The sequence below is a fragment of the Mycobacterium sp. NTMscope_MAC_12 genome (assembly GCF_976985675.1).
The window spans coordinates 410,850-436,386 of sequence record NZ_CDRJYY010000001.1; the positions used below are offsets into that span (position 1 = coordinate 410,850).

Annotated in this window: 27 protein-coding genes; 14 read left to right on the plus strand and 13 right to left on the minus strand. The window is 65.3% G+C overall.

Annotated features, from left to right (window positions below; all coding sequences use genetic code 11):
• Positions 1-162: 162 nt before the first annotated feature.
• Both AC0KS4_RS02020 and AC0KS4_RS02025 read right to left on the minus strand, forming a co-directional pair.
• Positions 163-1,056, minus strand: coding sequence for an NAD(P)-dependent oxidoreductase (locus tag AC0KS4_RS02020; RefSeq protein WP_238958335.1), 894 nt, complete (start codon positions 1,054-1,056; stop codon positions 163-165).
• A gap of 2 nt (positions 1,057-1,058) precedes the next feature.
• Positions 1,059-1,439, minus strand: a complete 381-nt coding sequence (locus AC0KS4_RS02025) for a carboxymuconolactone decarboxylase family protein (RefSeq protein WP_225327408.1) — start codon at positions 1,437-1,439, stop codon at positions 1,059-1,061.
• Positions 1,440-1,673: 234 nt separating this feature from the next.
• Between AC0KS4_RS02025 and AC0KS4_RS02030 the strand changes: the two genes are divergently transcribed.
• From AC0KS4_RS02030 to AC0KS4_RS02040, 3 genes are all read left to right on the plus strand, one after another.
• The gene (locus tag AC0KS4_RS02030; RefSeq protein ID WP_238958334.1) at positions 1,674-2,324 is read left to right on the plus strand and encodes a nitroreductase family protein; all 651 of its coding nucleotides are present in this window, start codon (positions 1,674-1,676) and stop codon (positions 2,322-2,324) included.
• 124 nt (positions 2,325-2,448) lie between these two features.
• A complete protein-coding gene (locus AC0KS4_RS02035; protein ID WP_238958333.1) occupies positions 2,449-3,447 on the plus strand; it encodes an acyl-CoA dehydrogenase family protein in 999 nt (332 codons plus the stop codon).
• Complete coding sequence (locus AC0KS4_RS02040) at positions 3,431-4,606, plus strand: acyl-CoA dehydrogenase family protein (protein WP_238958332.1); 1,176 nt, start codon at positions 3,431-3,433, stop codon at positions 4,604-4,606. Before AC0KS4_RS02035 ends, AC0KS4_RS02040 begins: the two co-directional genes overlap by 17 nt.
• 129 nt (positions 4,607-4,735) lie before the next feature.
• On the opposite strand, the gene AC0KS4_RS02045 is transcribed toward AC0KS4_RS02040, so the two are convergent.
• From AC0KS4_RS02045 to AC0KS4_RS02070, 6 genes are all read right to left on the minus strand, one after another.
• Positions 4,736-5,308 carry a flagellar basal body-associated FliL family protein gene (locus AC0KS4_RS02045; RefSeq protein ID WP_238958331.1) on the minus strand — a complete coding sequence of 191 codons (573 nt, stop codon included), beginning with the start codon at positions 5,306-5,308 and terminating at the stop codon, positions 4,736-4,738.
• Positions 5,305-6,174, minus strand: a complete 870-nt coding sequence (locus tag AC0KS4_RS02050) for a hypothetical protein (protein WP_238958330.1) — start codon at positions 6,172-6,174, stop codon at positions 5,305-5,307. Before AC0KS4_RS02050 ends, AC0KS4_RS02045 begins: the two co-directional genes overlap by 4 nt.
• A gap of 32 nt (positions 6,175-6,206) precedes the next feature.
• On the minus strand, positions 6,207-6,650 hold the full coding sequence (locus AC0KS4_RS02055) for a hypothetical protein (RefSeq protein WP_225327402.1): 444 nt from the start codon (positions 6,648-6,650) through the stop codon (positions 6,207-6,209).
• A 100-nt stretch (positions 6,651-6,750) separates the two neighbouring features.
• The gene (locus AC0KS4_RS02060; protein ID WP_238958329.1) at positions 6,751-8,115 is read right to left on the minus strand and encodes a cytochrome P450; all 1,365 of its coding nucleotides are present in this window, start codon (positions 8,113-8,115) and stop codon (positions 6,751-6,753) included.
• A 47-nt stretch (positions 8,116-8,162) separates the two neighbouring features.
• Positions 8,163-8,360: a ferredoxin gene (locus tag AC0KS4_RS02065; protein ID WP_009951811.1), complete on the minus strand. Its 198-nt coding sequence runs from the start codon at positions 8,358-8,360 to the stop codon at positions 8,163-8,165.
• A 57-nt stretch (positions 8,361-8,417) separates the two neighbouring features.
• Positions 8,418-9,119, minus strand: coding sequence for an SDR family NAD(P)-dependent oxidoreductase (locus AC0KS4_RS02070; RefSeq protein WP_238958328.1), 702 nt, complete (start codon positions 9,117-9,119; stop codon positions 8,418-8,420).
• A gap of 252 nt (positions 9,120-9,371) precedes the next feature.
• On the opposite strand from AC0KS4_RS02070, the gene AC0KS4_RS02075 reads away from it, so the two are divergent.
• Positions 9,372-10,949 (plus strand): aldehyde dehydrogenase family protein, encoded by a 1,578-nt coding sequence (locus AC0KS4_RS02075; protein ID WP_238958327.1) that lies wholly within the window; start codon positions 9,372-9,374, stop codon positions 10,947-10,949.
• Positions 10,946-12,151, plus strand: a complete 1,206-nt coding sequence (locus AC0KS4_RS02080; RefSeq protein WP_225327398.1) for a CaiB/BaiF CoA transferase family protein — start codon at positions 10,946-10,948, stop codon at positions 12,149-12,151. The genes AC0KS4_RS02075 and AC0KS4_RS02080 overlap by 4 nt, the downstream gene beginning before the upstream one ends.
• A gap of 304 nt (positions 12,152-12,455) precedes the next feature.
• Here the strand turns inward: AC0KS4_RS02080 and AC0KS4_RS02085 are convergent, their stop codons facing one another.
• Positions 12,456-12,725, minus strand: a complete 270-nt coding sequence (locus AC0KS4_RS02085) for a hypothetical protein (protein WP_472408549.1) — start codon at positions 12,723-12,725, stop codon at positions 12,456-12,458.
• Between AC0KS4_RS02085 and AC0KS4_RS02090 the strand changes: the two genes are divergently transcribed.
• The 8 genes from AC0KS4_RS02090 to AC0KS4_RS02125 all read left to right on the plus strand — a co-directional run bounded on the left by AC0KS4_RS02090 (position 12,610) and on the right by AC0KS4_RS02125 (position 22,123).
• Complete coding sequence (locus AC0KS4_RS02090) at positions 12,610-13,326, plus strand: MlaE family ABC transporter permease (RefSeq protein ID WP_472408543.1); 717 nt, start codon at positions 12,610-12,612, stop codon at positions 13,324-13,326. The two genes, AC0KS4_RS02085 and AC0KS4_RS02090, sit on opposite strands and share 116 nt — an antisense overlap.
• A 26-nt stretch (positions 13,327-13,352) precedes the next feature.
• Entirely contained in the window at positions 13,353-14,201 is an 849-nt protein-coding gene (locus AC0KS4_RS02095) for an MlaE family ABC transporter permease (RefSeq protein ID WP_225327396.1), read from the plus strand.
• Between the two features lie 129 nt (positions 14,202-14,330).
• Positions 14,331-15,494 carry an MCE family protein gene (locus AC0KS4_RS02100; RefSeq protein WP_308193108.1) on the plus strand — a complete coding sequence of 388 codons (1,164 nt, stop codon included), beginning with the start codon at positions 14,331-14,333 and terminating at the stop codon, positions 15,492-15,494.
• On the plus strand, positions 15,491-16,513 hold the full coding sequence (locus tag AC0KS4_RS02105; protein ID WP_225327395.1) for an MCE family protein: 1,023 nt from the start codon (positions 15,491-15,493) through the stop codon (positions 16,511-16,513). Before AC0KS4_RS02100 ends, AC0KS4_RS02105 begins: the two co-directional genes overlap by 4 nt.
• Entirely contained in the window at positions 16,513-17,631 is a 1,119-nt protein-coding gene (locus AC0KS4_RS02110) for an MCE family protein (RefSeq protein ID WP_225327394.1), read from the plus strand. The genes AC0KS4_RS02105 and AC0KS4_RS02110 overlap by 1 nt, the downstream gene beginning before the upstream one ends.
• The gene (locus AC0KS4_RS02115; RefSeq protein ID WP_238958326.1) at positions 17,628-19,046 is read left to right on the plus strand and encodes an MCE family protein; all 1,419 of its coding nucleotides are present in this window, start codon (positions 17,628-17,630) and stop codon (positions 19,044-19,046) included. The genes AC0KS4_RS02110 and AC0KS4_RS02115 overlap by 4 nt, the downstream gene beginning before the upstream one ends.
• 8 nt (positions 19,047-19,054) lie before the next feature.
• A complete protein-coding gene (locus tag AC0KS4_RS02120) occupies positions 19,055-20,389 on the plus strand; it encodes an MCE family protein (RefSeq protein WP_238958325.1) in 1,335 nt (444 codons plus the stop codon).
• Positions 20,390-22,123 carry an MCE family protein gene (locus AC0KS4_RS02125; RefSeq protein WP_238958324.1) on the plus strand — a complete coding sequence of 578 codons (1,734 nt, stop codon included), beginning with the start codon at positions 20,390-20,392 and terminating at the stop codon, positions 22,121-22,123. It begins immediately after the preceding gene.
• A gap of 62 nt (positions 22,124-22,185) precedes the next feature.
• On the opposite strand, the gene AC0KS4_RS02130 is transcribed toward AC0KS4_RS02125, so the two are convergent.
• The 3 genes from AC0KS4_RS02130 to AC0KS4_RS02140 all read right to left on the minus strand — a co-directional run bounded on the left by AC0KS4_RS02130 (position 22,186) and on the right by AC0KS4_RS02140 (position 24,232).
• Entirely contained in the window at positions 22,186-22,707 is a 522-nt protein-coding gene (locus AC0KS4_RS02130; RefSeq protein WP_238958323.1) for an Rv2253/PknI dimerization domain-containing protein, read from the minus strand.
• A 131-nt stretch (positions 22,708-22,838) separates the two neighbouring features.
• Positions 22,839-23,444 (minus strand): hypothetical protein, encoded by a 606-nt coding sequence (locus AC0KS4_RS02135; protein ID WP_238958322.1) that lies wholly within the window; start codon positions 23,442-23,444, stop codon positions 22,839-22,841.
• Positions 23,441-24,232, minus strand: coding sequence for a hypothetical protein (locus tag AC0KS4_RS02140; RefSeq protein ID WP_225327388.1), 792 nt, complete (start codon positions 24,230-24,232; stop codon positions 23,441-23,443). The genes AC0KS4_RS02135 and AC0KS4_RS02140 overlap by 4 nt, the downstream gene beginning before the upstream one ends.
• A 213-nt stretch (positions 24,233-24,445) precedes the next feature.
• Between AC0KS4_RS02140 and AC0KS4_RS02145 the strand changes: the two genes are divergently transcribed.
• On the plus strand, positions 24,446-24,835 hold the full coding sequence (locus tag AC0KS4_RS02145) for a hypothetical protein (RefSeq protein WP_014379207.1): 390 nt from the start codon (positions 24,446-24,448) through the stop codon (positions 24,833-24,835).
• A 5-nt stretch (positions 24,836-24,840) separates the two neighbouring features.
• Here the strand turns inward: AC0KS4_RS02145 and AC0KS4_RS02150 are convergent, their stop codons facing one another.
• The gene (locus AC0KS4_RS02150; protein ID WP_225327387.1) at positions 24,841-25,443 is read right to left on the minus strand and encodes a TetR/AcrR family transcriptional regulator; all 603 of its coding nucleotides are present in this window, start codon (positions 25,441-25,443) and stop codon (positions 24,841-24,843) included.
• Positions 25,444-25,537 lie beyond the last annotated feature (94 nt).

The following is a 25,537-nucleotide window of genomic DNA, read 5'->3' on the forward strand; positions in this document are numbered from 1 at the left end:
TTCGTTTAGTCATTAACGCTGGTAATGGGCTTTTTGTAGGTTCCTGGGCAAGTGTGGTTCTTCATTCCGGATAATACCATTCTCCCGGGTTGACGAGGGATGGGATCCGTGCGGCCTGCGCCGCGGACGCCCGGCACAGACCCGACGTGAGGCCCGCGCGGCCTAGGCCGGGGACGGACCCACCGTGACCCCGGCGGCCCTCTCGAGCGGTTTGATTACCGTCGTGAAGTCGGAATCGGGCCCTTCATCGCGGGCGACGGCCTCCCACAGGCGGGCGGTCGCCTCCGCAACCTCGGCGGGCACGCCGAGCGCGTTGGCCTCGTCGAGGTAGAGACGCACGTCCTTGACCATCAGGCCGGTGGCAAAGCCGTAATCGAAGGTGCGCGGCAGGATCGCGCGCGGGAACTTGTCGCGGCTTGCGCTCGTCGCGCCCGAACCCGCGTTGAGCACCTCGATCATGACGTCGGGGTCGAGCCCGGCTTTGACCCCCATGACGACCACTTCGGCCGTCGCGGCCAAGACGTTGGCCGCCAGGATGTTGTTGGCCAGCTTCATCGTCTGCGCGGATCCGGGTTTGTCCCCGACATACACCGGCCGGCCGAGGGCTTCGAGCGTCGTTCGGATGGCATCGAATTCGCCGCGGGGGCCGGACACCATGAGCGCCAGCGTCCCCTTCTCGGCACCGGCGACACCGCCGCTGACCGGGCTGTCGATCCGCACGATGTTTCGTTCCGCAAGAAGCCCATGGATCTGCATGGCCATTTGGCTGCCGACGGTGGACAAGTCGACATAGCGCTTGATCCGTTCGCCCCCGATCACTCCCGCCGCGCCGGTGGCCACCTCCAGCGATACGTCCGGTGTGGGCAGGCTGGCCAGCACCGTCTCGGCGCGATCGGCGACCTCTTTGGGCGACGACGCCGGGCATGCCCCCAGGGCGACGATGCGCTCGAGTGCCGAGGCCCGCGTGTCGAAGGCGACGACGTCGTGTTTTTCCTGAATCAGGCGGCATGCCATGGGAAAGCCCATGTTTCCCAACCCGATGAACCCGACCTGCATGACTAGTCCCGCTCCAGCTCGGCGAACGCCTCGCGCGCGATGCGAAAGCTGTCGACAGCGGCCGGCACGCCGCCGTAAATGGCCACCTGCAGAAAGATCTCGCGGATCTCCTCACGGGTGACGCCGTTGGTCAGCGCCGCCTTGACGTGCATCCGTAATTCGTTGGGCCGATTGAGCACCGAGATCATCGCAAGGTTGAGCATGCTGCGCGTCTTGCGCGGCAGCTCCTCGCGGCCCCACACCGCACCCCAGCAGTACTCGGTGACGAGATCCTGCAGGGGCCCGGTGAAGTCGTCCGCGCCGGCCAGCGCGCGCTCGACGTACTCCGCCCCCAGCACATCGGAGCGGATTTGCAGCCCCCGCTCATAGGTTTCGCGATCCAATGTCGTCCTCCTCCACTCCGGGTGCGGCGGCCACGGCGGTTGCCGATCGCGCCCGCTGAGCTCCCATTGCGTGAGCGCAGTCTTTCACCGCACCATATCCGCGAGGGCTACAGTCGAGGTTCACCTGGACCTGCCCGCTCGCCTGGTCGTTTCCGGCCCAAGGGCGCTACCGTCCAATTCACTTGCGGTGAACAGGAATACGAGCGGAACGACCCTCGACGTTGAGGAGAAGCGATGACCGGAGCAAGCGCCGACGTCTGGGAAGTGATGGCGACCGCCCGAACGATCCGGCGCTTCACCGACGAGCCGGTGGACGACGCGACCCTGGCGCGGTGCCTCGAGGCGGCGCGGTGGGCCCCCTCGGGTGCCAATGCCCAGGGCTGGCGTTTCGTGGTGCTGCGGTCGCCCGAGCAGCGCGCCGTGGTGGCCAAGGCCGCCGCCCACGCGCTGGAGGTGATCGAGCCGGTCTACGGAATGAGCCGGCCCGCCGACGGCGACAACAGCCGCCGCGCCCGAACCTACCGAGCGACCTACGAATTGCACGACCGCGCCGGTGAATTCACGTCGGTGTTGTTCGCGCAGGCGCACTACCCGACGGCGTCGGAACTGCTGCTCGGCGGTTCGATCTTCCCTGCCATGCAGAACTTTCTGCTGGCCGCCCGCGCGCAGGGGCTCGGCGCCTGCATGACCAGCTGGGCGTCGTATGGCGGTGAACAACTGCTACGCGATGCCGTCGGTATCCCCGAGGGCTGGATGGTCGCCGGCCACATCGTGGTCGGGTGGCCCAAGGGAAGCCATGGGCCGCTGCGCCGGCGTCCGCTTGCCGAGTTCGTGAACCTAGACCGGTGGGATGGCGCCGCCGACGGGCTGTTGACCAGCGGCTAGTCGCTGGGTGCGATTCAGCTCGTCACGGACCCTCCGGTGACCTCATGCCCGGATTCAGAGATTATTACTTCCGGAACCGAGAATGATATTCTCGCCGTGACAGTCACGACGAGAGGCGGCGCGGATGCTGTTGGAGTTCGATGCTGATCAGCGGCTGTGGCAGGACACGGTGCGCGATGCCGTCACCAAGCAATGCCCGCCCTCGCTGGTGCGCAGCGTGGCCGAAGAAGGCGTCGACCCGAGCCCGCTGTGGAAGTCCTACGTGGATCAGGGTTGGACCGAGCTGAACGACCCGGAGAGCACGGTCGAACTCGCCATCGTTCTCGAAGAACTGGGCCGCGCGACCGACCCCACACCGTTCCTGGCGACGATGAGCCAGTTCGCGCCGTTGGTGGCGGATCGGTTCGACCCGCACGAGTCGGGCACGGCGGTGTACGGCGGGGTCGTGGCATACCGCGACGCCGAAGGCTGGGTGTTGGACGGCACCGCGCGCCATGTGCTTGACGGCGATCGCGTCGATCGCCTGGCAGTGGTGACCGACGCGGGCGTGTTCATCGCCGCGTCCAGCCAGGTGTCGGCCCGCCGCTCGGCGGTCTTCGACCCGGTCCTGCACGTGGCCGACCTGTCGTTCAGCGAGGTCCGGGTCCCCGACACCGCCCGGCTCACCGTCGACCACGAGCGCGCGCACCATATTGCGTTGACGGGCATGGCAATCACCATGGTCGGCGCCTGCCAACGCATCCTCGACCTGGTGCTCGAGCACGTGAGTAGCCGCCAGCAGTTCGGTGTGCCGATCGGCTCGTTCCAGGCCGTGCAGCACAAGGCCGCCGACATGCACGTCGCGGTGCAACGGGCGAGGGCGTTGGCGTACTTCGCGGCATTGACGATCGCGGCCGACGATCCCCGTCGCCGGCTGGCGGCCGCGATGGCCAAGGCCTCGGCGGGGGAGTGCCAGTCGCTGGTCTTCCGCCACGGCTTACAGCTGCACGGCGCAATGGGATTCACGTGGGAGAACGACCTGCAGTTCGCGCTCAAGCGTGCCAAGGCGGGCGAACTGATGCTCGGTGGCGCGGCGGAGCATCGGGCGCGGATCGCTGAGGAATATCGTGCAGCTGACTTTTGATCCCGACGTCGAGGCGTTCCGCGCCGAGTTCTCGGCGTTTCTCGACGAAAACCTGCCTCCCGCAAGCGAAACCGGGGAACGACCGCGATCGGTTTCGCACATGCCCCAGTGGGCTCGTCGTTGGCAACGGCTGCTTTTCGACAACGGCTGGCTGTTACCCAGCCAGCCGCCGGAATTCGGCGGGCGCAACGCGACGGTGCTGCAGCAGTTCGTCTACCTGGAGGAACTGAGCCGCCGCCGCATCTATCACAGCTTCAACCCGCAGGGTGTGAATATCGTTGCGGCATCGCTGTTGTCGTTCGGTAACGATGAGCAGAAGCAACGTTGGGCCGTGCCCGTCCTGCGCGCCGAGATCACCGCGTCGCTGGGGATGAGCGAGCCCAGCGCGGGGTCTGATTTGGCGTCGCTGCGCACCCGCGCGGTGCTGGACGGTGATCACTTCGTGGTCAACGGGCAGAAGGTGTGGACCTCCGGGGCTCACGACGCCGACTTCTTGTTGACCTTCGTGCGGACGGACCCAGATGCGCCCAAACACAAGGGAATCAGCGCCCTAATCATTCCTACCGACACGCCCGGCGTCGTCCGCCGCCCCTTCCCGTCGATCTGCTCGATCGACGATTTGGACTTCAACGAGGTGTTCTTCACCGACGTGCGGGTGCCGGCCGAAAACCTGGTGGGCGAACTCAACCAGGGATGGATGGTCGCCAACGGTTCGCTGGGCCACGAGCGCACCATGATGTGGCTGGGCTTCGCGGACCGTCTCGAGAACATGATCGACGACTTCCACCCCACAACCGACGTTGAGCGCGACCAGTACGCCACGACGATCATGGACCGGCAGGCGCTGCGCCTGCTGGGCTCGGCCGCGCTGGCCCGCACCGCCCGCGGCGAAGACGACGTGGCCGCGATCTCGGTGCTCAAGCTGCTCGGCTCCGAAGCGGAGTTGCGCGGGATGGAACTGGCGCTGACCTCGGCGGGGGCCGACGGACTCGTGCAACCGGGCCAGACCGGGCCGTATGCGCACATGAACCTCGACCACTACTTCGCCAGCTGGTTCGAGCGTTTTGCCCGCAGCTTCTCGGGGACCATCGCCGGCGGCACGTCCGAGATTCAGCGCAACATCATCGCCCAGCGGGTGCTCGGCCTTCCGCGCGGCTAGCGCGTATCAGAGCGCCTGCCCAGATCCGGTGCCGAACGTGCGGCCAGCTTCACGCTCGGCGCCGAACGTCCGGCCAGCTTCACGTTCGGCGAGGAAGCGCCAGACGCCGCAACGGAATTCGCCGTGTTTCTAGACGGGGTCGAATTTGGTGATCAGCCAGCTGCCGTTGACCCGGCTCAGCCTGACCAGCACGCTGCTGGAGGCCATCGCTGGGTCAGGGTTGTCCTTGCTCGTGGTGCTCTGATCGACCAGCACCAGCACGACCGCCGAATCCGGATGTAATTCCTGGACCCCGGCCCCCAACACCCGAGCCGTGGTCTTCAGCGATTTTTGTTTGGCCGCCGGAGCCACGATCTGCTCGGTGAACTGGTTGTAGTACGACAAGAAGTCGCCGGACAGGTGCGACTTGGCGGCGGCGAAGTCTTTGTCGAGAGAATCGGGCGAGTAGGAGAGCAGCGCGACCGTTCCGTCGGACGCCGCATTGGCGACCGCGCTCGCGACGCTGGCGTCAGTCTGTTTATCGGGCCGGTACTGCTTGAAGTACAGCCACGTCGCCGCGCCGCCGGAGAGCAGGAGCAGCGTAATCAGAACCACCGGAACGATTTTCACCCCGCGCCGCGCGCGTGGGGCACTAGTTTCGCTCCGCTCGGATTGTTCGACGGACTCGTCGGCGGTGTCCGTGCCGGCCTCGTCCTCGCTCATGGGATGAACTCCACGTTGGACATCTTGTATTGCCCGCCGTCGTTTTTGACGGTCACCTTGAGCCGCCAATTGCGCGGTTCGTCTTTGGCGCCCGCGGCATTGGTGATGTGCGATGTCGCCGCGACCAGAACCACCGCGAAATCGCCGTTCATGGTTTGCACGGCCGCCGCATTCACGGTTCCTTGCGTGACCACTTTGGACTGCTCGACGACGGTCGTGAAATCCTTTGCGCGCGCCTGGAAGTCGTCGTGGAACGGGCCGGTCGAGCTGTCGATCACCCGCTGGACGTCCTCCTTGGCCTTGTTGAAGTCCATGGAAGTCAAGTTGACGACACCTTGTCTGGCTCCCGCGACGAAGTTCGCGGCGCGCTGGTTGCGCTCGGTGACCTCATGGCGGTTCCACATCATGTATCCGCTGGCCGCGACAAAGGCACAGATGAGCAGGATGACGGCCGCTTTCCACGCCACCGACAGGGACGGCATCCGCAAGCGCCGCCGGGAGCGGGCCGGCTCGGATTCCGGTTCCGCGCCTTCGGGGGTTTCGTCGGAGACTCCTTCTTTTTCGGTCTCCGCCTCGTCGGCTTCGGTGGTGTCGGCGACGCCCTCGTCGGCCTTCGCCTCGGCGCCGTCGGTTGCGTCCTCGTCGGCGGCTACCGTTTCTTCGGCGTCCGAGGCCTTCTCCTCGGCGGCCTCTTTCTCGGCTTCGGCTAGCGCTTCGCGCCGGAGCCTGGCGGCCCGAGCGCGGGCGCGCGCCGCTGCGGCCAGCGCTTCGGCTTCGGCGGCTTCGGCCTCGGCTTCCTCGAGCAATGCCCTCGCATCGGCTTTCGAGGTGGCCGAATCGCGCGACGGTTCTTTGGCGTCAGCCATCGTGCTTACCGACTCCTGTACCTCTCACGCGGCTACCATCGCACGAGCGAGAACGGCCAACTGTCGGCGCCCCCCGGTCCACCACCGCAGCCGGTGTCGAACGTCGAGTCGACCTGGCCCGCCAGGGTCACCGGATCCCATGAGTAGACGTCATGCGAGGGAAAGAACTGGACCACGCAGCGCACACCGTCGGGCACATCGACGGCCATGGTGTAGCGGCCGTTGGACAGGTGGGCTTCTCCGCGGTAGACCGCCGCCTGCCCGTTGGGTTGCGGAGTTGCGTAGACCTGCAGGCATCCCGGCGCGTTGGGGAAGCACGGGTTGATCGACCAGATCCAGCTGTGGCCGGGGTCCCGGCTCGTGTCCACCCTGTAGTTGGCATACAGCATGTCCGCGTGGGCGGTCGGCGTGACAGTCAGCGCGGCGGCGGCAAGCGCAAGGCTGACTGCGAAAGGCTTCACCGTTGCGTCTCCCATCTCTGTCTACGCGCTTGGGCCCAAATATAGGGGGCGGTCACGCTGAACAGGCCTACTCGGAAAAATTGCGGCAGTCAACGACTGGTCCGTCCGGGCCTACCTAGTCGATGACCGCGGTCTCCTTGCGTTCGGTGATCGGCCTGGCGAGCTCTTGCTCGTCGCAGATCCGTTGGAGCTTTTCGAGCGTCTCGTCCAGGCCGGCTCCGATCTTGCGGCCGGGTGTGAAGGTCGCCGGCAGCTTACGCATGCCCTGGATGACACCGATGGTCTCGTAGTGGACGGTCCCCTCGGGATCGCACCTGTAGTCGGGCATCCGGTCGAGAACCGCGGTGAGCATGGATTTGAACACGGTGCGGGCGACATTCGACCCGATGCACCGGTGGACCCCGAGCCCAAAGCTGAAGTGCCGGTTACCCTTACGGTCGAGGATGATCTTGTCCGGGTCGTGGAACACCGCCGGGTCGCGGTTGGCCATCGCCCACGAAATCCAGAGCCGCTCGCCCTCTTTGAACTGGGTGCCGTCGAGTTCGGTGTCGTCGGCGAAGGTCCTGCCGTCCCCGGGTGCCGGGGTGAAGTAGCGCAGGAACTCTTCGGTCGCCGGGTCGAGCAGAGTTTTGCGCTCATCGCTGAGCAGCTGCCGTTGCTCCGGGTGCTCCGAAAGCCATTCCAGCGAGTGGGCGGTGAGCGCGGTGGTGGTGTCGAAGCCGCCGCCGATGACCAACCCGAGGTTGCCGAGGATTTCCAGCTCCGGGGCGGGCTCACCGTCGATGCGCATCTGGAGCAGACCGTTCACGATTCCGGGCCGCGGGTTGGCGCGGATCTCGATCATGTTGTTGACCATGTCGAGCCCCATCTCCCGGTGCATCGCGGTGACCCGCTCGATGTCGGGGGAGTGCTCGGGCGTGTAGACGGCGGCATGCACCGGCTCGCTGTACATGTTCCACTTCTTCAGCGGGATGCCGAGCATGGCCAGGGTGAAGACGGCGGGCACGATGTTGGCGAGGTCGTCGACGAAGTCGATGCTGCCGCCCTCGATCTTCTCGTCGAGGCAGGCGCGCGTCACGTCGTCGATGAAGGGCTCCCAGCGCTTGATCGCGGCCGGGGACAAATAGGGGTTGAGCACGGTCCGGTAGGTGCGGTGCTCGGGGTCGTCCATTTCCAGGATGCCGCCGCGAACCGCGCTGACGCGGCTGGCCGTGGGGATCGAAATGCCTTTATAGCCACGGCGTTCGCCGTGAAGGTCGTGGTCGTTGGAGACCGCCGGGCAGCGCGCCAGCTCGAAGACCTCGTGGCTACCGGCCGCAACCCAGTGTCCGCCATAGGTGTCCGTCCAGGCCATGGGGCACTTGGCGTGCATCTCTTCGGTGATCGCCTTGAACTGCGACCGGTACTCGGAAGAATGCCGATCGAAGTGGTATCGGTTCTTCTTGCGGTCGTTGTCATTGACGACGTCGTCGACACTCAACGCTCTGTCTCCCTCAGTGTTTCGCTGCTAAGGACTTCGGTGCCGGCTCAGTCTTCGGTGATCATGATGGCCTGCTCCGGGCAGGACTGCGCCGCCTCCCGAACCTGATCCTCCCGATCGGCGGGCACCACTTCGTCGATTGCCGACGAGCTGCCGTCGATGTCGCTGAGCTGAAACGAATCCGGAGCGATCATCGCGCACAGGGTATGGCCCTGGCACCGCTGCGAATCCACCCAAACCTTCACGGCTGTCTCCTCTCACCTGATGCTGGTTGCCGGGCACCGTTGACGAATCGCCACCGCTCAGGTGTTGCGACCGCCGTTGACGCCCAAGATCTGACCGGTGATGTAGCCGGCTTCCTCGGACACCAGAAACGCGCATGCCGCGGCGATGTCCTCGGGCGTGCCGATGCGGCGGACCGGGGTCCGGGCGATGGTCTCGTCGATGTCGCCGAGGAAGCCGTTCTTCTCGGCGGCGCGCAGCATCGGGGTGTCGATGAAGCCGGGCGGCACGGCGTTGACCGTGATGCCCTTGGGCCCGTACTCGAGTGCCAGCGACTTCGTGAGGCCGTTGACCGCCGACTTGGCCGCCACGTAGTGACTCATGTAGGGCGCGCCGGAATGTGTGCTCGACGAAGAGATATTGACGATGCGTCCCCACCCGGCCTCGACCATGTCGGGCAGCACCGCCTGGACGGTGTGGAAGACGCCGTTGAGGTTGACGTCGATCACCCGCCGCCAGTCCTCGAAGGTGATGTTGTGGAACTTCTTGAAGCCGTCCAGCCCGGCGGCGTTGACCAGAACCGTCACCGGGCCGAGTTGGGCGCGGATGGCCGACAGCGCCCCATCCACCTGCGACCGGTCGGTCACGTCGGCGGTGAAGGTGAGGTCGGCGTCCGACGGTCGCAAGTCGATGCTGGCGACGTTCAAGCCGTCGGCGCGTAGGCGCTGCACGACGGCAAGGCCGATGCCGGATCCGCCACCGGTGACCACCGCAGTCTTCATGTTGAGGCCTCTACTCCGACGGGGGCCATTTCAGCCACAAAGAATCTCCCTTACAATTATGAGAACCCTACTCTCCACGCGGAGTGGCGTGCAACACGCCCGCGAAACCGCGTTCGGCCTGCGTCGAGAGGGTCGCAGCGGCAGCTTCTGGCCGTTTGCGCCCCTGGTCAGCACCGGGATCTCATTCCTGAGACTTTCTTGAATTATCGAAACTCGAATGTAAGATTCGCCGGGGAAGAGAATGAAATTATCGTGATCGTCACCACACGAGGGGGTACCGGCATGCCTGCGCAGGACACGGCAGAACCCGCCGCTGGGTCAGTAGCGACCATCGCGGATGCCGCGCCTGCGCCGGGCCTGGAGTCAATCGCAGACCGCCGTCTGTTGATCGACGGCCGGCTCGTTGCCACCGGCAAGACGTTCCCTTCGCTCAACCCCGCGACGGGTGCGGTCATCGGGCAGGCACCGGACGCCGGAGCCGAAGAGGCCGAAGCGGCGATCGCGGCGGCGCGGCGGGCGTTCGACGACACCAGCTGGCCCACCGATGTCGAGTTGCGCATCCGTTGCCTCGACCAGCTGCATCGGGCACTCGTCGAGCACGCCGACGAGTTGCGTGAGCTCACCATCGCCGAAGTCGGCGCCACCCGCGCGCTGACCCAGGGTGCCCAACTCGACGAGCCGATCGGCATCGTGCGCTTCTACGCGGACCTGCTGCGCACCTACCAGTTCTCCGAAGACCTCGGCGAACGGGAATCACGGGGCATGCGGCACCACCGCTGGGTGGAAAAGGAAGCCGCCGGCGTGGTGGGCGCCATCATCGCCTACAACTATCCGAACCAACTCGCGCTCGCCAAGCTGGCACCGGCGCTGGCCGCGGGATGCACGGTGGTGCTCAAGGGGGCCCCGGACACGCCGCTGATCACCCTGGCGCTCGGCGAGCTGATCGCCAACCACACCGACATTCCCGCCGGCGTGGTCAACGTGCTCAGTTCGTCGGATCCCGCTTCGGGGGTCGCCCTGACCACCAGCCCGGACGTCGACGTCATCACCTTCACCGGCTCGACCGAGGTCGGGCGCAAGATCATGGCCGCCGCCAGCGAGACCGTCAAGCGCGTCTTTCTGGAACTGGGCGGCAAGTCGGCGGCGATCATGCTCGATGACGCCGACTTCGCCAACGCGGCGCTGTTCGCGGCCTTCAGCATGGTGACCCACGCGGGCCAGGGCTGTGCGCTCACGTCGCGGCTGCTGGTACCCCGATCGCACCACGACGAAATCGTCGACCTGATCGCGCAGAACTTCGCCAAGGTGAGTCACGGCGACCCGGCCGACCCCAAGACCTACATGGGGCCGCTGATCAACGAACGGCAGCGGGACAAAGTCGATGGCATGGTCCAGCGCGCCGTGGCCGCCGGGGCGACCCTGGTCACCGGGGGCAAGCGGCTCGACCCCGGCTATTTCTACGCGCCGACGCTGCTGACCAATGTCGATCCCGACAGCGAGATCGCGCAGGACGAGGTCTTCGGGCCGGTGCTCGCGGTGATCGCGTTCGACGATGACGACGACGCGGTGCGCATCGCTAACAATTCGATCTACGGACTGGCGGGCGCGGTCTTCAGTCGCGACCAGGACCGGGCGCTGGCCGTGGCGCGCCGGATCCGGACCGGATCGTTCTCGATCAACGGCGGCAATTACTTCGGCGCCGACAGCCCGTTCGGGGGCTTCAAGCAGTCCGGTGTCGGCCGCGAGATGGGGGTGGCAGGGTTGGAGGAGTTCCTGGAGCGCAAGACGTTTGCCGTTCCCGCGGCGCCGGCCAAGGGGGCGGGCGCGTGAGGCCGCTCGAGGGCATCCGGGTCCTGGAAGTCGCCATGTACGGGTTCGTCCCGTCGGCCGGCGCGGTGCTCGCCGAATGGGGCGCCGACGTGGTCAAAGTCGAGCACGCGGTGACCGGCGATCCGCAGCGCGGGCTCCGCCAGACCGGGATGTTGCGCGTCGAAGGCGATCCCAACCCCAACATCGAGCACGCCAACCGCGGCAAGCGCAGCATCGGGCTGGACATGTCGGTGCCCGAGGGCAAGGAAGTGCTCTACGAGCTGGCCCGCCGGTCCGATGTGTTCCTCACCAGCTTCCTTCCCGCTCATCGGAACAAGTTCGGCATCGACGTCGACGACATTCGTACGGTCAACCCGAACATCATCTACGCCCGCGGCAGCGCACTCGGCCCGCGCGGCGCCGAGGCGGAGAAGGGTGGCTACGACATGACCGCCTTCTGGTGCCGGGCCGGAACCGCGGCGACCATCACTCCCGCCGGGATGCCCGGGATGATCGCCCCGCCCGGGCCCGCCTACGGCGACACCATCTCGGGGACCAACCTCGCCGGCGGCATCGCGGCGGCGCTGCTCAAACGGGAGCGCACCGGGGAGCCGTCCGTCGTCGACGTGTCACTGCTGGGCAGCGGTTTGTGGTCGATGGGGCACACCGTGGCGCTGACCAAGCATCTGGGGCAGCGGCTGGAGGCGCCCCCGCCCGGCGTGCACGGCGCCCCCAACAATCCGTTGGTGGGGCTGTACACGACATCCGACGGGCGCTACATCTCCTTTGTGATGATGCAGCCCACCAAGTTCTGGGCTGACGTGTGCCGGCACGTCGACCTGCCGGAGCTGGCGGACGACCCGCGCTTCGCCACGGTGGAGAAGATCGCCGCCAACACGGCGGATGCGGTGGAGCTACTGACCAAGGCCATCGCAGGCCGCACGCTGGCCGAGTGGAGCGAACGCTTCGCCACGCTCTCCGGGCCATGGGCGCCAGTGCAGGACACCCTGCAAGCCGTCGACGACGCGCAGATCCGCTCGAACGAGTACATGGTGCAAGCGGGTGAGCTCGAGTTGGTTGCCAACCCGGTACAGTTCGACGTCGCAGCGCCACAGACCGGACCGGCCCCCGGGTTCGCTGAGCAGACCGACGAAATATTGATGGAACTCGGACTCGATTGGGACCGCATCATCGAGCTCAAGACGGCCGGCGCCGTCACCTAGGACTGGAGTTTGCCGATGCCGAAGATTGTTGTTGCGATCCAACCGCCCTGCGCCGGCGTTCTGATGTTGCGAGGTCCGATAACGGTTATGCCTTTTTCGTTCCCTCTGGACGCGGCATGAGTCATAATCGCCGGACGCTTCAAGACGTGGGGCCCCCCGTCTTGCAGCGCCAACTCCCGCAGCAGAACGGAGGACTGGCGTGAGCGAGGTCGCTGTCGGATCGGACGTCAATTCCGAAATGCGGCCGCCCGCTGAGCTTTTCGCCGTCGGCGGCACGCCCTTGTGGGGGCCGGTTCTGCCGAATCTACCGCAGGCCTTGCGCAGGAACAAGACTGGCAGTCTCGTAATGCCGAAAGGGCGTTGTTCCCATGGCGAGTAAAGGTGCTGACCGCTGGTCACCCGGGATCGTGTTGGGGCGCGGCTCCAAACCGGCGCAGGCGATCGGCGGATTGTTCGCGATGTCGGCGGACGCGGTCAAGTTCTTGTTCCAACGCCCGTTCCAGTGGCGTGAGTTTCTCGAACAATCGTGGTTCATCGCACGTGTCGCCATTGCGCCGACATTGTTGGTGGCCATCCCGTTCACCGTTCTGGTCAGCTTTACCCTCAACATCTTGTTGCGAGAACTCGGTGCCGCGGACCTTTCCGGTGCGGGTGCAGCGTTCGGTGCCGTCACTCAGATCGGCCCCATGGTGACCGTTTTGATCGTGGCGGGCGCCGGCTCCACGGCGATGTGCGCGGACTTGGGGTCGCGAACCATCCGCGAAGAGATCGACGCGATGGAGGTGCTTGGCATCAATCCGGTGCAGCGCCTGGTGACTCCGCGCATGCTGGCCGCGGGGCTGGTGGCCCTGTTGCTGAACAGTCTGGTCGTCATCATCGGCATTGTCGGCGGCTATGCCTTCTCGGTGTTCATCCAAGATGTCAACCCTGGCGCGTTCGCCGCCGGCATCACCCTGCTCACCGGCGTGCCGGAAGTGATCATTTCTTGCGTCAAGGCAGCGCTTTTCGGCCTGATCGCCGGACTGGTCGCGTGCTATCGCGGATTGACGATCACCGGCGGCGGCGCCAAGGCGGTCGGCAACGCCGTCAACGAAACGGTGGTGTATGCGTTCATGTCCCTGATGGTCGTCAACGTCGTTGTCACCGCTATCGGCATCCGGTTTGCGGCCAAGTAATTACGAAGGAGGTGTAAGGACAGATCGTGACAGCCCTACGCGCTACCTACCCGCGCCTGACGCGACAGCTGGGTAAGCCCGTCAGCACGCTGAGCCGGATCGGCGATCACACGCTGTTCTACGCCAGGGCGCTCGCCGGGGTGCCGTTCGCGGCTGCCCACTACCGCCGCGAGATCATTCGTCTCATCGCCGAAATCAGCATGGGGGCGGGGACATTGGCGATGATCGGCGGAACGCTCGGAATCGTCGGCTTCATGACGCTCGCCGCCGGTGGCGTGCTGGCCGTCCAAGGCTATAGCTCGCTGGGCAATATCGGCATCGAGGCGCTGACCGGATTCCTCTCGGCCTTCATCAATGTGCGAATCGCCGCGCCGATCGTCGCGGGGATCGGTTTGGCGGCCACATTCGGCGCCGGCGTGACCGCGCAGCTGGGTGCCATGCGGATCAACGAAGAAATCGACGCGCTGGAATCCATGGCCATACGGCCGGTTTCGTATCTGGTCAGCACCCGGATCGTCGCGGGGATGCTCGCGGTGACCCCGCTCTATTCCATCGCCGTCATCTTGTCTTTCATAGCCAGTCAGTTCATCACGGTGTTCATGTTCGGTCAGTCGAGCGGTCTGTATCAGCACTACTTCACGACGTTCCTCAACCCCATCGACTTGTTGTGGTCATTCCTGCAAGCCGTTTTGATGGCGCTGACCGTCTTGTTGATCCATACCTACTTCGGTTACTTTGCCTCCGGCGGCCCGGCTGGTGTCGGCGTCGCGACCGGCAACGCGGTACGCACCTCGCTGGTCGTGGTGGTATCCGTGACGCTGCTGGTCTCGCTGTCGATTTACGGCTCCAACGGCAACTTCAACTTGTCCGGGTAGGGGAGGAGACCTGACGTGACGGACCGCCTCGGGCCCGGCCCTATCGACCGTTCGGAAACAGCCAGCAGCGCAGCGCCTGTCGCGGCGTCACCGGGTGGCAACTTCGGGGCGCAATCGTATGCGCGCCCCCTGGCCGGATTGGCGACCGTCGTCGTGGTCGCCGTGATCGTCGCCATTGCCATTGGTCTGTTTCGGGGCTCTTTCACCGAAACCGTGCCGGTGACCGTGATTTCGCAACGAGCCGGCCTGGTCATGAACCCGGACGCTAAGGTCAAGATGCGCGGCGTGCAGGTGGGCAAGGTCGCCTCGATCGACTCGCTGCCCAACGGGCTGGCGGCCATTCACTTGGCGATGGACCCGTCCCAGTTGCACTTCATCCCCGGCAACGTGCTCGTCGACATCGCGTCGTCAACGGTGTTCGGCGCCAAGTCCATCCTTCTCGTAGAGCCTGCCCAACCCTCGGCGCAGCGGCTCCGCAGCGGCCAGACGCTGCAGGGCCAGCACGTCATGGTCGAAATCAACACGGTGTTCCAGCAACTGGTGTCGGTCCTGAGTCACATCGACCCGCCGAAGCTCAACGAGTCGCTGGGTGCGCTGGCACAGGCGTTCAGTGGGCGGGGTCCACAGCTTGGCCAATCGCTGAGCGACCTGGATTCCTTTCTCGCCAAGCTGGAGCCGAGCCTGCCCGCTTTCCGGCATGACCTCTCGGTCTTACCGGTGGTGTCCAACGCCTATGCCGACGCGGCGCCCGACCTGATGAAGACCGCCTCCAACGCGACGCGGATCAGCAAGACGATTGTCGACGAGCAACGCAATTTGGATGCGTTGCTGATCAGCGCGATCGGTCTGGCCGACATCGGCAACGACGTCTTGTCGACGAACCGTCAACCGCTGACGGATGTGGTGCATCTGCTGGCGCCGACCACCGATCTGACCAACGAGTACGCCCCCGCGCTCAACTGCGCATTCGCCGGGCTCGTACAGATATCGCACGGGGCGCCGTTGTCGGAACCGAGCATCAATATCTCGGCGAGTCTCACGTGGGGCGCCGAACGTTATCGGTATCCGACGAACCTGCCCAAGGTCGCGGCGACGGGCGGCCCGCAGTGTGTGGGCCTGCCGAAGCTGCCGTTCAATACCGCCCCGCCGCAATTGATTGCCGATACGGGCGCAGACCCGGTGAACTACGGAAACCCACAGCTGCTGCTCAACTTTGACGGGCTGAAGCAGCTGTTGTACGGGCCGATCGCCGGCCCGCCGCGCAACCCCGCCCAGATCGGACAACAGGGATGAGAACGCGCGCAACGCTCATCAAGTTCGCGACCTTTACAGTCGTGATGGCGGTGCTGACCGCCTTCCTGTTCTTCATCTTCGGCCAGTACCGAACGGGTGCGACGACCGGGTATTCGGCAGTGTTCAACGACGTGTCGCGGCTGAAGCCGGGCGAGTCGGTGCGCGTCGCCGGGATTCGAGTCGGCACGGTCGACAGCGTTTCGTTGCGGCCCGACAAAAAAGTTGTGGTGAAGTTCGACGCCGACCGCAACGTCGTCCTCACCGAGGGCAGCAGGGCGGCGGTCCGCTACCTGAACCTGGTGGGCGACCGCTACCTCGAACTGCTCGATGGCCCGGGCTCGCCCAAACGCCTGCCCGCCGGTGGTCAGATTCCCGTCAGCCGCACCGCGCCCGCGCTCGACCTCGATCTACTGCTCGGCGGGCTGAAACCCGTTACGCAGGGCCTGAATGCGCACGATGTCAACGCGCTGACCTCGGGTCTGCTGCAGGTCTTCCAGGGGCAGGGCGGGACTATCGACTCGCTGTTCACCAAGACGACGTCGTTCTCGAACGCCTTGGCCGACAACGATCAAACCGTGCAGCAACTGATCGACAACCTCAACGTCGTGATCGGCACGGTGGCCAAGGACGGCAAACAGTTCTCGGGCGCAATCGATCGCCTCGAGCAGCTTGTCAGCGGATTGTCCAATGACCGCGACACGATCGGGTCCGCGATTGACGCCCTGGACAAGGGAACCGCCTCGCTGGCGGATCTGCTTGCGCAGGCCCGCCCGCCGCTGTCCGGCACCATAGCTCAGTTGAATCGACTGGCACCCATTCTCGACAACGACAAGGACCGTCTCGAGACCGCAATCGCCAAGGCGCCGAGGAACTACCGCAAGCTGGTCCGACTCGGCGTGAACGGCGCCACCATCCCGTACTACATCTGCCAGTTCGCGCTCCGCGGTACGGATCTCAATGGCAAGACCGTGCGCGCCAATATCTTCAGGTCAGATGCAGGAAGGTGCACGGAACCCTAATGCTCAAGTATCGCGGAGTTGGCCTGGTCAAAGCCGGGCTCATCGGCGTCGTCCTGGCGGTGATGATCATCCTGGTGGGGCTGTCGCCCGACCGATTCGTCGCATGGGCGACGATGGTCAGGTACCAGGCGTTGTTTACCGAAGCCGGGGGCCTTACGGGGGGCAACCCGGTCATCGTGTCGGGGATGAAGGTCGGCACGGTGTCGGATGTGAAGCTGCGTCACGGCGACGCGCTGGTGACTTTCACGATGAAGGGCAACATCCTGCTCGGCTCGGAGACTTCCGCGCACATCCGCACGGGCACATTGCTGGGCGAGCGGATGCTGTCGGTGGAGTCCGCGGGCAGCGGCACGATGCATCCGATGGCTCTCATTCCGGTCTCGCGCACCTCTTCGCCTTACTCGCTGACGGAAGCGGTCAGCGACTTGACCACCGACACTGCGGGAACGAATACCGCAGCGCTGAACCAGTCATTGGACACGCTGGCGGCGACGCTCGATCAGATTGCGCCCCAAATGGGGCCGGCCTTCGACGCGCTCACCCGGTTATCGCGCACCCTGAACAGTCGTAACAAGAACCTGGGTGACCTTTTCAAGAGTGCCGGCGACGTCACCGGGGTTCTCTCCGAACGTAGCCAGCAGGTCAACAAGCTCATCCTCAACTCCGACTCCCTGCTCCAAGTCCTGGTGGCGCGGCGTCAAGAGATCGTGGACCTGCTGGCCAACACGTCGGTGGTGGCCAAGCAGCTGACGGCATTGGTGCACGACAACGAAAGCACATTGGCACCGACGCTGGAGAGATTGAATTCGGTGACGGCGATGCTGGAAAAGAACCGCGACAACATCGCCAAATCGCTGGCGGGCCTCAAGAAATTTCAGATCACGGTTGGTGAGGCCATCTCCGGCATGTACGCCTACCAGGCGTTCGCCCCGAACTTCCTTATCCCGCAACTCTTCCAGGAGTTGTTCGACTACCTCTGGGGATTCCGCACCTTCGATACGTTGAAGGGCCCCGGCTTCCCATCGCCGGTGCCTCGGGCGCTGACCCCCTGGCCCTACAACTCCATTCCACAGTGCCCTGGCTGCACGTTGGGCGGACGGATCGGAGGATCACAGTGACCTTCCGCATCCCGCGCACGCGGCTGGTGGCCGTGACGGCGGTTGTCTTGGTCGGGCTCCTGCTTGCCGGAGCTGCCGTGGTCGTCCGCAATACGTTCTTCGGGCAGAAGACGATCACCGCCTATTTCACCACCGCCACCGCGATCTATCCCCATGACGACGTACGGGTTTCGGGTGTCAAAGTCGGCACGATCAAATCCATTCAGCCGCAGGGCACCCAGGCCAAGATGACCCTCAAGGTCGACCACGACGTGCCGATTCCGGCGGACGCGAAGGCGGTGGTCGTCGCCTCGAACCTGGTGTCTGCCCGCTACGTTCAGCTCACGCCGGCCTACCGAGACAGTGGGCCGGTCATGCGCGACGGCGCAGTCATACCGGTCGAACGGACCGCGGTGCCGGTCGAGTGGGACGAGGTCAAAACCCAATTGATGCGGCTCGCAACGGATTTGGGACCCAAAAGCGGGGTATCGGGCACATCCGTCGGTCGGTTCATCGACAGCGCCGCCAACGCCCTCGACGGCAACGGTGACAAGCTGAGGCAAACACTCGGTCAACTGTCGGGCGTCGGCCGGATCCTCGCCAACGGCAGCGGCAACATCGTCGACATCATCGAGAACCTGCAGACCTTCGTCGGCGCGCTGCGCGACAGTAACGTCCAGATCGTGCAGTTCAACGACCGCCTGGCCACGCTCACCAGCGTCGTCAATGACAGCAAATCCGACCTGGACGCGGCGCTGACCGATCTGTCGACGGCGGTCGGCGAGGTGCAGCGCTTCATCGCCGGCACGCGCAACCAGACCAGCGAACAGATTGCCCGGTTGGCCGATGTCACGCAGAACCTGGTCGATCACCACATGGATCTGGAGAACATCCTGCACGCAGCGCCGAACGCGTTCGGCAACTTCTTCAACGACTACAACGCCGACACCGGAACCATCGTGGGAGGATTCGGGCTCATGAACATGGCGAATCCCACATGGGGCGGCCAGGTTCTGTTGGGCGTACCGGGCTGCACGCAAATCGGCGCCATCGAAAACATCACCGCGGTCGAATCGGGCAAGCTGTGCTCCCTGTTCATCGGTCCCGGCTTGCGGCAGACCAACTTCAACAACTCGCCGATTCCCATCAACCCGTTCATAGCCAAGTCGGTTGACCCGGCGAGGGTTCTCTACACCGAGCCGCGCCTGACGCCCGGCGGCGAGGGCCCGAAACCCACAGCGCCCGAAATCCCGCCCGCGGTGTCGGCCTACACCGGCCTGCCGGGTGACCCGGTGGGACCGCCGGGGGCCGTGCCGCCGGCGCGGATACCGGGCGCGGCGATGCCGCTGCCGCCCCCGCCGTCGACACCGGCGCCACCACCGCCGGCGCCGAGCGCGTCGGAAATGCTGCTGCCGGCAGACGGGCCACAACAATGATCGCCCGGATGGCGGCCCTGCGACGATGCGGGCCCTCGGCCCGCGGAGGAGTTGGGCCATCAGGTGTAGCACGGCGGGTGTTCACCGTCGGCTGTTGCGTGGTGTTGACCGCGACGGGATGCGCGTTCCACGGCCTGAATTCACTGCCCCTGCCCGGTGCCGTCGGACGCGGGCCGGGGGCCAACATCTACCACGTCGAACTCCCGAATGTCGGTACGATGGAGTCGAATTCGCCGGTCATGATCAACGACGTCGTCGTCGGCAGTGTCGGCACGATGAGGGTGCAAGGCTGGCACGCCGACGTCGAGATCTCCGTCAAGCGCGACGTGGTGGTCCCGGCCAACGTGGTAGCCACCGTCGGTCAGACCAGCCTGCTGGGCTCGATGCATGTGGAGCTCAATACTCCACTGGGCCAGCAGGGGAGCGGACGGCTGCAGCCCGGCGCCACCATTCCGCTGAGCCGGTCGTCGGCCTACCCGTCGACCGAGCAGACGCTGTCGTCGCTGGGGGCGGTGGTCAACGGCGGTGGACTGGGACAGATCGGGGAGGTCATCCACAATTTCTCGGCCGCCCTGTCCGGGCACGAGGGTGCGGTGCGTGATCTGATCACCCGCCTGGACACGTTCGTGGGAACTCTGAACGACGAACAGGACAACATCGTCGCCTCCATCCAGGCCCTGAATCGGTTGTCGGCCACCTTCGCCGACCAACGCGACGTCGTCACCGACGCGCTGCGCAAGATCCCGCCGGCGCTCGAGGTGTTGATCAAGGAGCGGCCCCGTCTGACGGCCGCCCTCGATCACCTTCGCGTGTTCAGTAACACCGCCAACCGGCTGGTCAACGACGCCCAGGCCGACCTGGTGAGGAACCTCAAAAACTTGGAGCCGACCATCAAAGCGCTCGCCGACGTCGGACCGGATTTCGGCGCGGCCATCGCGGCGTCGTTCGTGTTCCCGTTCACCCAGAACTTCGTCGACCGAGCCGTCCGAGGCGACTTCTTCAACCTGCACCTCGATTTCGACCTGACGATCCCACGGCTCAAGAAGGGATTGTTCCTCGGAACCCACTGGGGGCAACTGGATATGCCCGTGCCACCGGTGCCCGGGGATCCGTATCGCCTCAATTACACACTCGATCCTTTGCATAACCCGCTGAGGCCACCGTGGGTCGATCCCGACGCGTTGCCACTGCCCCCGCCGCCGCCGGGCGCGGTGCCGGCACCGGGACCGGGAAATTATGGGCCGCGCCCCGGGCCGGTCCCGGCTGAGGCGCCGGTGCCTGACGCGGGTCTTGGACAAACGCCGGCGCCGGCAGAGGCGCCGCCGGCGGGAGCGGGTGGATAGATGCTGACGCGCTTCGTTCGGATCCAGTTGGCGATTTTCACGGTCGTCGGGGCCATCGGCGTGATCGCGATGGTGCTCTTCTACATCCAAGCGCCGACGCTGCTGGGCATCGGTCGGATGACCGTGACGCTGGAGCTGCCGGCCACCGGCGGCCTCTACCGGTTTTCCAACGTGACCTACCGTGGTGTCCAGCTCGGCAAGGTCACCGCGGTGGGTTTGACGCCGACCGGCGCGAAAGCGACGCTGTCGCTGAGCACTTCACCGAAAGTGCCCGCCGACCTGACGGCCCAGGTCCTCAGTGTCTCCGCGGTGGGCGAACAGTACGTGGACCTGCGGCCCAAAACCAATTCGCCACCCTACCTGCACGACGGCTCGGTAATCTCCGTGCGCGACACGACAATTCCGCAGCCGGTCGCCCCGATGCTCGAGCAGGTCAACGCCATGGTCCAAAGCATCCCGAAGGCCAAACTCGGCCAGTTGCTGGACGAGTCCTTCCAGGGCTTCAACGGCACCGGTTACGACCTGGGGTCACTGATCGATTCTTCGAAGACGCTGTCGCGCGACTCCAACGGCGTCGTCGACCGCACCCGGGCCCTCACCGAAGACACCGGGCCGCTGCTGGATACCCAGGCGCGCACCACCGATTCGATCAGAACGTGGGCGCGTAGCTTCGCCGGCATCTCGGATGTCATGGTGAACAACGATTCCCACTTCCGAACCATCCTGCAGAAGGGTCCTGACACCGCGAACGAAGCGTCCCGGCTTCTCGAACAAATCAAACCGACGCTGCCGGTGTTGCTCGCCAACCTGACCACCATCGGGCAGATCGGCATCACCTACCATCCCTCGATCGAGCAGCTGCTGGTGTTGTTGCCGTCGGGGGTCGCCATCGAGCAGGCGGCTCAGGGTGAAAACCACCCCGACGGTAAGGCTTACGGCGACTTCGCGGCCACCGTCGACGATCCACCTATTTGTACGGTCGGCTTCATGCCGCCGAACACCTGGCGATCCCCGGACGACCTGAGCGACATCGACACACCGGACGGTTTGTATTGCAAACTCCCGCAGGATTCGCCGATCGCGGTTCGCGGTGCCCGCAACTATCCCTGCATGGGTCACCCGGGTAAGCGCGCGCCCACCGTCGAAATCTGCAACAGCGACAAGCCGTACATGCCGCTGGCGATGCGTCAGCACACCACCGGGCCCTATCCCTTGGATCCGAATCTGATTTCCCAGGGCGTCCCGCCCGATGACCGGATTACCGTCAATGACAGGATCTTCGGCCCGGTCGAGGGAACGCCGCTGCCGCCCGGGGCGGTGCCGCGCGGCGACGCGGCGGGGCCGCGGGGAGCAAACCCACCACCGGGCACGGTGGGGGCGGCTGTGCCCCCCGTGCCGTCGTCGGGACCGACGCTGGCGCCGATGTCGAGAATGTCGGCTGACATTCCGGCTTTTGCGCCACTCGATGTCGCTGCGCCGGACGAGCTTCCGGCACCACCACCGCCGCCGCCACCACCGGCGCCCGCACCGCTGGATCAGGTCGACGGTGGGCAGCCCCAGGCCGCGCCAAGCTCGTTCGGAGCCAACACATCTAAGCCCGCGCCCTCGGTCGTGGTGGCAAAGTACGATCCGCACACCGGTCGTTATGTCGGCCCGGACGGAAAGTTGTACCAGCAGTCGGATCTCGTTGCTCCGAAGGCGCCCAAGACGTGGAAGGACATGATTCCCACCTGAATTCGCCCTGAGGCAATGCGGAGCCGCGAAGCGGCGGGGGCAGTGAAGCTACGACCGCCCGGTCAGGAGAGCTGATCCAGGCGCAACGGCATCGCGACGTCAAGCCACTGGTTCTGCCCGCAGGCACCGCTGGGGCCGACCGTCTTGTCCTTGCCCGAGAGGACTCGCGACCCGAGTTGCCATCCGCCGTTGTCGTTCACGGGGAAGAACATGTAGGTCTGCACTCCGGTGAACGTGGTGCCGTCTTCACACCGTTCCCAGTTCGGCACTTCGCGTCTCACCTTCCACGTCTCCCCATCAGTCATGTAGAGGGGCGCGGTCCAGCCCTGGTCGCTCGTCACCTGACCATGGCATTCCTGGGTCGAGTCGCATGTCGAACTGATGGTCCACGTTTGGTAGACCGTCGGCTCACCCTTGTACTGATCGTTGGTCTGGGCATAATCGCCAATGGACGTGGCACGGAAAGTTCCGTTGATCGCCACGTCTTCCTTGGTGATTGCCTGGGCCGTGGGGGCGGTGCTCAAACCGCCGAATGCAGTGGCAGCCACCAGCGTTGCGGTGGTGAGTGTTTTGGCTGAACGCATCAGGTGCTCCTCGAAGCGCGTAATCCGAGAGTGCCTATGGCACCTTTTCGCCGTCGGTCGCGGCGTTCTCGAGCGATGACGTTACACCGCTTCGCCCGGCCCGGTAACGGTTAGGACAACATCCGCCGTGCTCACCCGGAAGGGTCGAATTTCGAGATCAGCCAGGAACCGTCGACTTTTGTCAGCGTGACCAGGATGCTGCTCTGCGTCTTGTCGGGATCTTTCTTTTGCACGCTTGCCGTGGTCTGGTCCACGAAAACCAGCACGGTGGCCGAATCGGGATGCAATTCCGAGACTGCGGCCCGAATCACCTTGGCGGTCGCCGTCAATTGTCCCTTCTGCGCCGTCGGCGCGACCACCTCGTCGGCGAATTTGCTGTAGTAGGTGAGAAAGTCGCCGGTGAGATGGGATTTCGCGTTGTTGAGATCGCGGTTCAAATGCTCGTACGAATACGACAACGCCGCCACGGCACCATCTGACGCTGCCTGGATTGCCCGGTGCGCCGCCGCGTCGCCGACCTGCTGATCCGGCCGATAAAGAAAAAAGTACACGCCGGCAGCGACTCCCACGGCGGCAATCACCAACGTTGCCGCGACGATCGAACGCCACCTTGCCAAATACCGGTGGGCGCGACGCCGAATCGCTGCCCGTCGACGCGGGCGTGCCGGTGCCTCGCCGGCGGGTGGCTTCGCGTCCTCGTCGGAGCCGTTCGGCGACGAGCCATGTTCGACGGTCATCGCAGGAAGTCGACTTTCGACATCTTGAGCTGGCCGTCGTCGCGGTCCAGATTGACGCTGAGCCGAAACAAGGCCGGCGGCGGTTTGGCGTTATCCGGCCCAGTGGGAGTGGTTTTCGCCGCCACCAGCACGACTCCCGAATTGTCGCTCAACGACTCGACGGCGACGGCTTCGATGGTCACCTTGGTGCCGACCTTCGTTTCCTCGGCCTTGTTCACTATCAGGGGCGACAACACGGCTAGCTGGTTCTTCTGGTCCCCTGTGGAGGCATCGATCGAGCGCTGCACATCCTCCCTGGCATGATCGGGGTCAATCGACATCAGTGCCGTGACCCCTTGCCGGGCGGCTGCACTGAACTCCGCGGCGAGTTGGCGATTATGCACGTTGATGTGGTGCTGCCGCAGCATGTAGCCGCTCGCGGCGAGAGACGCGGAGGCGAGCACGATGCCGACGCCGACAGATAGCGTTTTCCGCCCCGGGCGCCGGAGCCACCCTGGACGTCGAAGCCACCCAGGACGCCGCAACCGTAACCGTTTCCGGGTCCCCTTGGCGGGGTGCTGCTCGACATCTTGGGCGTCGTCGTCCGCGCGCCCGGCTTCGGTTGCCCCGCGCAGCTTCAACAGGCGTGCCCGAGCCGCCTCGGCGCGCGCTTCGGCTTTGGCGACTTCGTCTTCTACGTCCGTTTCTGACGGGCCCGCCGCGGCGCCGGAGTTCGAGTGTGATTCGTCGGGAGCGGCACTCCTCGGGTCACTAGAATCGTCGGCGTTGGGCCCCTCCGGATCGTGCACGGAGAAGCAGCTTATCACTGGAGCCTGAGCTCAACGCCGCCGTCGGACGGCCGCCTTCGTGGCTCTTACATGCGGAAATGCGCGCCCGCCGGGGCGCGGAGCCGGGTGGCGTTCGGGATGGCCCGGCGCTGACCGCCTTTCGGTCCACGTGATCTTCTCCAACCAGGAGAATTTTCTTTTCAGGTGTGGCAGAGTAATCGGGTGCGATCAATCGTGCCTCTGGTTGCCGCGTTGCTCGGCGCCGGTGTGGTGGCGGCGCCGCCAGCCTCGGCCGGGCCGACTGTCTGCGACTACCCCGCCTGCACCCCGGGCATCATGCCCCATCAGGTTCTCGGTGCGCCGTGTGACAACACGACCTACTACGCCTTCGGCGTCGCCGACGGATACGTTTCCTTCGCCTCCGAGCCCGGACGGCTGATGTTCTGCGGCTCGCCGCGGAGATATCAGCCTCGCTGGTTCCGCTCGCCTCCGATGGCCGGGGTCAAGGAAGAAAACGCCGACTGCACGAACTATCTGAACTACGTCGCGCAGGCGCCCGATGGTCTGTTCCTGATTTGTATTGCTCACGACGGCATATCGAGCTGGGTCCGCGCCGACACGTAGCCGCGTCAGCCGCGGGTCTCCCGCGGTAGACCGAGCAGCCGGCGGCTTAAATCGGTAACCCGGTCGAGCAGTGTGTCGTCGTCGATGTCGGCGACCAACGGATGCATGACCGCGGTGCTGAGCGCGCCGGAGAACATCGCGGCCTCGATGCGCCCGTCGAGACCCGCATCGCTCAGTAGCACCCGATACAGGCGGTCCATGAAGAGTTGAAATGGCTTGTGCTCGGCCAGCAATCGGACGACGACGGGGTCGAATTGCAGCGTGCGCACCAATCGGCGGTCGCGAACGGCCATCTCAACCACGCCCACCAGCAAGGCATCTCGTGCCGCAGGCCCGTCGTCATAGGCCTCGGCGGCCTCGAGCGCCGGCGCGAGGCGGCCGAGTTCGCGCTCGGTCACGGCGATGACAATCTGCTCTTTGGTCCGGAACTGGTGGTAGACAGCGGCTTTCGTGATCCCGACGGCGTCGGCGATCATCTGCAGCGACGTACCGCTGACCCCGTGGGTGGCGAACAGATCCAAAGCGGCATCGAGTACCCGCGTCCGGGCCGGGCTGTGCGCGACGAGCCAGAATCGCTCACCGATGGCGGCCTGCCGTGCTGTTCCCACGCACCGAGACTAGACCACGCTATTGACCGAGGCTAGCCGATCGGCTAGCTTCGCTCACTAGCCGAGCTTTGGCGGCGATTCGTGCGGGGAAGGA

Excerpts from the sequence above, each read along its gene's own strand:
- AC0KS4_RS02020 (WP_238958335.1), bottom strand. The coding sequence starts at position 1,056 with ATGCAGGTCGGGTTCATCGGGTTGGGAAACATGGGCTTTCCCATGGCA.
- AC0KS4_RS02030 (WP_238958334.1), top strand. The coding sequence starts at position 1,674 with ATGACCGGAGCAAGCGCCGACGTCTGGGAAGTGATGGCGACCGCCCGA.
- AC0KS4_RS02035 (WP_238958333.1), top strand. The coding sequence starts at position 2,449 with ATGCTGTTGGAGTTCGATGCTGATCAGCGGCTGTGGCAGGACACGGTG.
- AC0KS4_RS02045 (WP_238958331.1), bottom strand. The coding sequence starts at position 5,308 with ATGAGCGAGGACGAGGCCGGCACGGACACCGCCGACGAGTCCGTCGAA.
- AC0KS4_RS02050 (WP_238958330.1), bottom strand. The coding sequence starts at position 6,174 with ATGGCTGACGCCAAAGAACCGTCGCGCGATTCGGCCACCTCGAAAGCC.
- AC0KS4_RS02055 (WP_225327402.1), bottom strand. The coding sequence starts at position 6,650 with ATGGGAGACGCAACGGTGAAGCCTTTCGCAGTCAGCCTTGCGCTTGCC.
- AC0KS4_RS02070 (WP_238958328.1), bottom strand. The coding sequence starts at position 9,119 with ATGAAGACTGCGGTGGTCACCGGTGGCGGATCCGGCATCGGCCTTGCC.
- AC0KS4_RS02090 (WP_472408543.1), top strand. The coding sequence starts at position 12,610 with ATGTCGGCGGACGCGGTCAAGTTCTTGTTCCAACGCCCGTTCCAGTGG.
- AC0KS4_RS02085 (WP_472408549.1), bottom strand. The coding sequence starts at position 12,725 with ATGGCCACCAACAATGTCGGCGCAATGGCGACACGTGCGATGAACCAC.
- AC0KS4_RS02105 (WP_225327395.1), top strand. The coding sequence starts at position 15,491 with ATGAGAACGCGCGCAACGCTCATCAAGTTCGCGACCTTTACAGTCGTG.
- AC0KS4_RS02110 (WP_225327394.1), top strand. The coding sequence starts at position 16,513 with ATGCTCAAGTATCGCGGAGTTGGCCTGGTCAAAGCCGGGCTCATCGGC.
- AC0KS4_RS02120 (WP_238958325.1), top strand. The coding sequence starts at position 19,055 with ATGGCGGCCCTGCGACGATGCGGGCCCTCGGCCCGCGGAGGAGTTGGG.
- AC0KS4_RS02125 (WP_238958324.1), top strand. The coding sequence starts at position 20,390 with ATGCTGACGCGCTTCGTTCGGATCCAGTTGGCGATTTTCACGGTCGTC.
- AC0KS4_RS02130 (WP_238958323.1), bottom strand. The coding sequence starts at position 22,707 with ATGCGTTCAGCCAAAACACTCACCACCGCAACGCTGGTGGCTGCCACT.
- AC0KS4_RS02135 (WP_238958322.1), bottom strand. The coding sequence starts at position 23,444 with ATGACCGTCGAACATGGCTCGTCGCCGAACGGCTCCGACGAGGACGCG.